The organism is Rhodococcus sp. NPDC056960, from assembly GCF_042674125.1.
In the GTDB taxonomy this organism is placed as follows: domain Bacteria; phylum Actinomycetota; class Actinomycetes; order Mycobacteriales; family Mycobacteriaceae; genus Rhodococcus_F.
On sequence record NZ_JBHURF010000075.1, the window covers coordinates 1 to 5,637 of the forward strand.

At 64.8% G+C, this 5,637-nt stretch carries 2 protein-coding genes and 2 pseudogenes; 2 read left to right on the forward strand and 2 right to left on the reverse strand.

Annotated features, from left to right (window positions below; genetic code table 11):
- Positions 1-1,113: 1,113 nt before the first annotated feature.
- Positions 1,114-1,782 carry a hypothetical protein gene (locus ACFTWF_RS44840; RefSeq protein WP_378467503.1) on the forward strand — a complete coding sequence of 223 codons (669 nt, stop codon included), beginning with the start codon at positions 1,114-1,116 and terminating at the stop codon, positions 1,780-1,782.
- Between the two features lie 15 nt (positions 1,783-1,797).
- Here ACFTWF_RS44840 and ACFTWF_RS44845 read toward each other — a convergent pair.
- Positions 1,798-2,134, reverse strand: a pseudogene (locus ACFTWF_RS44845) (hypothetical protein); the annotation flags it as partial.
- A gap of 636 nt (positions 2,135-2,770) precedes the next feature.
- On the opposite strand from ACFTWF_RS44845, the gene ACFTWF_RS44850 reads away from it, so the two are divergent.
- Positions 2,771-3,352 carry a dihydrofolate reductase family protein gene (locus tag ACFTWF_RS44850; protein WP_378467504.1) on the forward strand — a complete coding sequence of 194 codons (582 nt, stop codon included), beginning with the start codon at positions 2,771-2,773 and terminating at the stop codon, positions 3,350-3,352.
- Between the two features lie 95 nt (positions 3,353-3,447).
- Here the strand turns inward: ACFTWF_RS44850 and ACFTWF_RS44855 are convergent.
- Positions 3,448-3,992, reverse strand: a pseudogene (locus ACFTWF_RS44855) (Tn3 family transposase); the annotation flags it as partial.
- Positions 3,993-5,637 lie beyond the last annotated feature (1,645 nt).

The window sequence follows — 5,637 nt, forward strand, 5'->3', positions numbered from 1 at the left end:
CGCCGAACATCCGTTACCGAAAGCCCCCCAACACCGTTGGGGGGCTTTCGGCATTCCCGGGCATCAACACATCTGCACCACAACAGGTTTCACCGCTGTCGGCAGCGGCAGCCGCACCGCTGGGCCGGTTCGCTCGATGACTGTGCGATCGGCCCACACACATCGGACCTGACTTGCACAGGTCGGAGGGGATTTCCACGGTCGACGTGGCGTCTGCGCTGGTAGAGAGCTTGCTGGTTCGAGATTCGGCACACTAACGGGTCGGTAGGATCTGGCAGGTGGCGGCGTACATTCGCAAAGTTCGGACTGCATCCGGGGCGACGGCGGTGCAGATCGCGGTCAAGCAGGGCCGCCGCGACAGAGTCGTCGAGCACCTCGGCTCCGCCACCACACGGACGGCGAGTTGACGGTCCTGCTGCAGACGGCTCGGGAGAAATTGCAGGCCGGCCAGCAGGAACTCGACCTCGGCCTCGGCGGTGGTGAGCGGGCGGGTCGGTCATCGCGGCGAAACGATCCCGCTGGCTGATCGAGGTGATCGAGACCGGATGGCGCAGGTGGGGGTTCGATGCGATTGACGACGACGCGTTCTTCCAGTTGGTCCTCAGTCGACTCGTGGAGCCGACCTCGATGAGCGACACCGTCCGAGTCGTCGGCGAGATCGGCCTGACCCCGGCCCACCGCAACACCTACGCCAACTCACTCAAGCGTTGCGCTACGGGCGATTACCAGGATCGTGTCGCCGCGAAATGCTTCGAGCATGCCGCGACGACCGGGGGGCCTGTCGCTGATTCGCTACGACGTGACGACCCGATATTTCGAGGCGGAGAAGGAAGACGACCTCCGCAAGGTCGGCTGCTCGAAGGAGCGTCGCGTCAATCCGCAGATCGTGGTCGGACTGCTGGTCGACCGGACCGGATTCCCCCTCGAGATCGGTTGTTTCGAGGGGCAACAAGGCCGAAACCCACCCACGATCGTGCCTATGATCCGGCAGTTCCAGACACGGCACGACATCGCCGGTGTCGAGATTGGTCGTCGCCGCGGACGCCGGCATGCTGTCGGCCGGCAACCTCGAGGACCTCGACGACGCCGGCCTGAAGTTCATCGTTGGCTCCCGTGTTACCAAGGCGCCCGCTTGATCTGGCGAACCATTTTCATTGGAAGGGTGATGTTTTCACCGACGGTCAGATCATCGACACCGTCACCCCGAGGCATGCGAAGAGCACCGTCAACAATGTCCGTCACCGCACCGAATCCGTCTGGGACGCAACCGGACATCCGAAGTCGTGGCGGGCGGTGTGGCAGTACTCGAAACGCCGCGCAGTCCGCGGCAACCAAACTCTGAACGCCCAAGAAGCCCGGGCCCGCGAGGTAGTCGACGGGGCGAAGGCACCGAAATCGACGAGGTTCGTCAAGACCACCGCCGGCGGCCGCACCTTCGACAGCGCATCCCTCGATCGGGCCCGGTCGCTGGTCGGATTGAAGGGCTACGTCACCAAACCTCTCCGCCACCCTGATGACACCGGGCGAGGTCATCGGCAACTATCACGACCTCTGGCACGTCGAGAAGTCGTTCCGCATGTCGAAACTGATCTACGGGCGCGGCCGATGTTCCACCACATCCGAGCCGCGATCGAAGCCCACCTCACCGTCGTGTTCACCGCCCTCGCCGTAGCCCGCTACCTCCAAGGCGAGACCGGGGGATCTCGATCGGGCGCGCCGGCCCACCCACTCACCGCCGACGCAGCCCACATCCTCACCGCACTGGACATCCCGCACTCGTAGTCAGCGTTGGCACACTAAATCTGTGCAAGTCAGGGGTTGCACAGGAGGCAGCGTCAGCATCGCGCGTCGATCTGGGTCCATCCGGTTCGCTGGTACACAGCCCACCCGTTTGCGGCTGTGCTCCCCACCGCCAAGCACGCCGTGAGTTGCCAGTTGAAGAGTGTGCCGCGGATGCTCTGGCATCCTGTGTCAATTCGGACTTGCGGGGTGGCGCGACCGCCCGACCGCGCCTTCGCCGTCCCAACCCAGCACCCGCGGTACGCACCGAATGCGTCAATTAGGTGCCACCAGCCTGCGAAGCGGCCGGCAGGGTGGACGGCGGGAACCAGAAATCGCACTGGGCAATATCCCCCTGACCACCATGCCCACCCGCGCGTTGGAGTTCGGCTACCCACCCCGGACTCGGTCCGTCGGCGTGCACTTCAAGCTGTGGGGGGCTGGCGCCGTACCTGCCGATGCCCGCGGCTGAGCTGCGAGACCGGCCGGCCACTGCGGACGGACTGCACGAGATGCTGACGCTGCTAGAGGAGGAAGCTAATGCGACGGCTGTGCGAGATCGCCGGCGTGGGGCTGGTCCGCCATACGAGCAGCGTCGTTGCGGCGACCAGCAGGGCGGTGGCGATCGGCGACCTGAGCGTGGCAGCCGGTGTCAGCAGCACTCATTTGGCACAGCGGTTCAAGGAGCTCATCGGCGACACGCCGAAGCGGCTGGCCCGCACCCACCGCTTCGCTGCCACGTGTTCGCGATCAACCCGCCGGACCGATCGACTGGGGCGACCTCGCTGGTGGCGCAGGGTACTTCGACCACGAGTTCCGGGCGTTCACCGAGCTCACGCCGATCCGGTACGTCGAAGTCCAGCGGGCGGCTCCTGCGCGAACATCCAGGCCACGCGCTGGACGACTGGCCGCTGCCGACTCATTGATTTCTTACAAGATCGACAGCTCACAACACGCTACTTTGGGGACACCCAAAGCAAAGGAGAGCCCCGTGGGCAAGGTGGTCATGTACAGCTCGGTGTCGGTGGACGGCTTCGTCGCGGACGAAAATGACCAGCCCGGACCGCTGTTCGACTGGTTGTCCAGCGGTGACGTCCCGTTGGACGAGAGCGGCGAGTTAAAGGTGTCGCAGACGTCCTACGACTACATCCGGCCGTACTGGGACCAGATCGGAGCGACACTCGTCGGCCGCCACGTCTTCGACATGACGGACGGCTGGGACGGGAATCCTCCGGGCGGGATCGACCACGTGGTCGTCGTGACCCACCGGCCGGAGCCCGAGGGCTGGGACCCCGAGGCGCCGTTTCACTTCGTCGACGGCGTCGAGGCAGCCGTGGCCAAGGCGCAGGAGCTTGCGGGTGACCGCATGGTCGAGGTCGCCGCCGGCGACGTCGGTGGCCAGGTGCTTGCCGCGGGCCTGATCGACGAGGTGCGCATGGACGTCGTACCCGTCGTGTTCGGGTCCGGCAAGCGCTACTTCGGGTCGGTCCACGCGCAGAACCTGTTGGAGGATCCTGACGTGGTGATTCAGGGCAACCGGGTGCTTCACCTGCGCTATCGGGTGCGTCGTTGACCGATCTGAGCGGGTACGCGAAGCTGTCCCTGGTCGGGCACCCGATCCGGGGCGCGCACCATGCCCTCGTGCGCTTACATGAGGTCCCGCTTCTAAGCGCGCAGCGACTCGCCCTTGTTGAGCTGCCGGGAGATGTTGCGCCGATAAGCCGGGGCGGACAGGTAGCGGGCAGCGTAGATCGTTCCCCGCAGCGCCCGTACTCCTCGAGCGCCGTGGCCAACGCGTTCTGGCGACTGGACGCCTTGAGTTTACCGACCAGCAGCGAGGCAGTGGCGTGCCGGAACTTCGACGACCCCGCCAAGCGCAGCAAATCGTCCCAGTGGGCGGCGACCAGGTCGAGATTGGCGAGCCGGGTCAGCAGTGGCTCGGCCAGCGGGAACGCCGACGCCGCCTCGGATTTCGAGCCGGCCCGATACAGGGTGAACTTGCCCAGATCCCGGATCCGGGGCGGGAGCTGCAACCCCAGCAGACCGAACAAACCGAAATCGGATACCGCCGCTCTGGCTCCGGCCGGGTCAACGCCTGTGTGGTCAACCGGCGGCTCACGCTGGCCAGAACCCTGAGCCGCTCCGCCGGCAACACCGACACATCCACGGTCTGCGCGTCCATCCCACGCAGAAATCCAGCTTCGCGATCTCAACCTTCACCGCCGCGGGCGACGCTTCCACCGGCCCCTTGCCCTACCGCCGCAACCGCGTCATCCCGATCACCGGATCCACCACCAGCAACCCATCCACCAGTACGGCGCTCGTCGGTGAATTCGTGCGCCAATCGACCGAACTCTTGCCACCTCGACCTGCTACTCAGGCGGGCAGGGAGCGGGCTTCGGTGTCGGGATCTTCCCGATCGCATCGCCCTCGTTCGGCTCCTTCACCAGGGGTGTTCGAACCACAGGCTGGCGAGGAGCGCATCGTCACGGCGGGACGGATCGAGATTCGACGCGTCGACTGGGAGTGCCCTGAGGCGGATCCCCTCCACAGGCTTGACGACCTGCACTCCCTCGTCAGCCGGCACCGGGGCAACGCCCATCCACGAGGCGGAGACTCCCGGTGATGCGAGCATGCGTTGACGGCCATCTCATCAGATCTATTGCGGTGCAACAGTTTACGGCTCTTCACAACTCCCCGGGCGAAGCCTGGTGGCGCCGCCGGGATACTGCAAGGCGACGACCGTGTCGCCGTGCTCCGGTGGTACGCGGACACCTCGACCGGCCCGGGGCATCGCGTAGCCGGGTCGGCGAACATCAGCGCCGTCATCTGTGTTGTGTCGGCATACGCGATCCGCCAGGCCGGCGGGCAGTGGGAGACGTGGGTCGCCAGATCCTGCCGATCCTGCCCACCCGACCCTGGAGCGTCGTGGGGTACCTCCCTGAACCCCCTGATCCGCTCTCGGGCCCGGGATGCCCGAGAGCGGAGTGGAAGGGCGGTGACAGTGTCGATTTGGATTGGATTTCTGCGCTCGCACCAGAGCACGGCCTGAACAGTTACTTCCTCGAGCCGCGCGTTCTCCGCGTACTCACGACCGTCGACCCGGCGGGCATCTTCTCTTCCCCGATCGTGAGCGTGGACGGTGCAGGCTGTTCTCCTATGGAGCGCCGCGCCTCACGCCCCGTTCGACACCCGCACCCCCGCCGTCCGCGCCGTCGAGAGTGGGGCTGACGGCATCTCGTGTCCCTCGACGGAAAGAGAGTGCCGTTCGGCGTACTGCCTCACCCTGCGCGTTCACGGACCTACGAAACCGGCTCAGCGTGCACCCTTCTGATCCGACGACGAGCGTCGGCAGGACTCGCAGATCCACGAATGCTCGGTGCCAAATGCTCGCGACCAGGCGATTTGGAAAACTGCGGTCGGTTCGCGTAACTTATTCCGAGTCAGAGCGACACGGACACCGACATTCACCACCTGGTGATTGCAACGAGGTTGTACGAAGTGCCTGGCCAATCCGAAGTTCACCATCATGTATGGTTGTGCTTCAACCCCGGAATGTCTTCAGCGGGTACCGGTTTGCGCCGGTCAGCCCAATGAGATAAGCTGGAAAAGTTGCCCCGGAGCGAACGGCGAGTGAGCCGGAAGCGATGGTGTGTGCGTGTTCTTTGAGAACTCAACAGTGTGTCGATGAATGTCAGTGCCAATTGTTTTGGTACTCCGCATCACGGATGATCGGCTGGCCCTTGGGGTTTGGTCGTGAGTGGTGGTGTGGGTATTGCTGGCTCTTCTCCTTCTTCCGTCGGTGGGGGGTCAGTGTTTTTTGAAATGCTAGTTTGAGTTTTTTTGCTAGTGATTTGG